The following is a 593-nucleotide window of genomic DNA, read 5'->3' as shown; positions in this document are numbered from 1 at the left end:
AGTTCTCGGCACGTGCCGTGATGACGAACGGGAAGGGCAGGCTCCGCGCGGCGGCGACCGCGTGGGAGACCCGCTCCACGGCATCGTCCAGGGGCAGGATCGGATCCTGCGGTATTCCCGTGGCGTCCTCGATGGATCCGCCGACGGCGCCGGCCTCGGCGGCCAGCAGAACGGTCTCCTCGACATCCTTCGGGGTCCCCGCGAAGCAGCTCTCAAGATCGGCGGAGACCGGTAGCTCGGTCGCGGCCGCGATGGCGCGGACGTTGGCGAGGGTGAACGCACGGTCGATGATGTTGGCCGCGTCGGGCACACCGTGACTGAAGGCCAGCCCGGCGCTCGTGGTGCCGAGAGCGACGAATCCGGCGCGCGTCAGCAGATGCGCGGTTCCGGCGTCCCAGGCATTCGCCAGCACGAACGGACTGTCCCGCTCGTGAAGCTCGCGGAACATCTCCGCTTTACGCTGCTGCGAGATCGTGTCGCCTGCCATCACATCGACTTCCTGTGCCGGTCGGATTCTGGGGTTGTTCGACGTCAGATCAGTTCCACGTGCTGGCCGCCGGTTCCCGGTGCACCGCGCACGTCGCCCGGTCCGC

The 593-nt window shown here is 68.6% G+C and carries 1 protein-coding gene; it reads right to left on the bottom strand.

Translation table 11 applies throughout. From position 1 onward, the window contains the following. A partial coding sequence (locus MXD95_RS04115) for an isocitrate lyase/PEP mutase family protein (RefSeq protein WP_250639177.1) occupies positions 1 to 487 on the bottom strand: 487 nt, incomplete at its 3' end. Positions 488 to 593: the final 106 nt, after the last annotated feature.

It is taken from the genome of Frankia sp. AiPa1 (assembly GCF_023243075.1).
In the GTDB taxonomy this organism is placed as follows: domain Bacteria; phylum Actinomycetota; class Actinomycetes; order Frankiales; family Frankiaceae; genus Frankia.
Note: the sequence above shows the minus strand (reverse complement) of the source record. Positions and strands in the feature narration are given on the sequence as shown.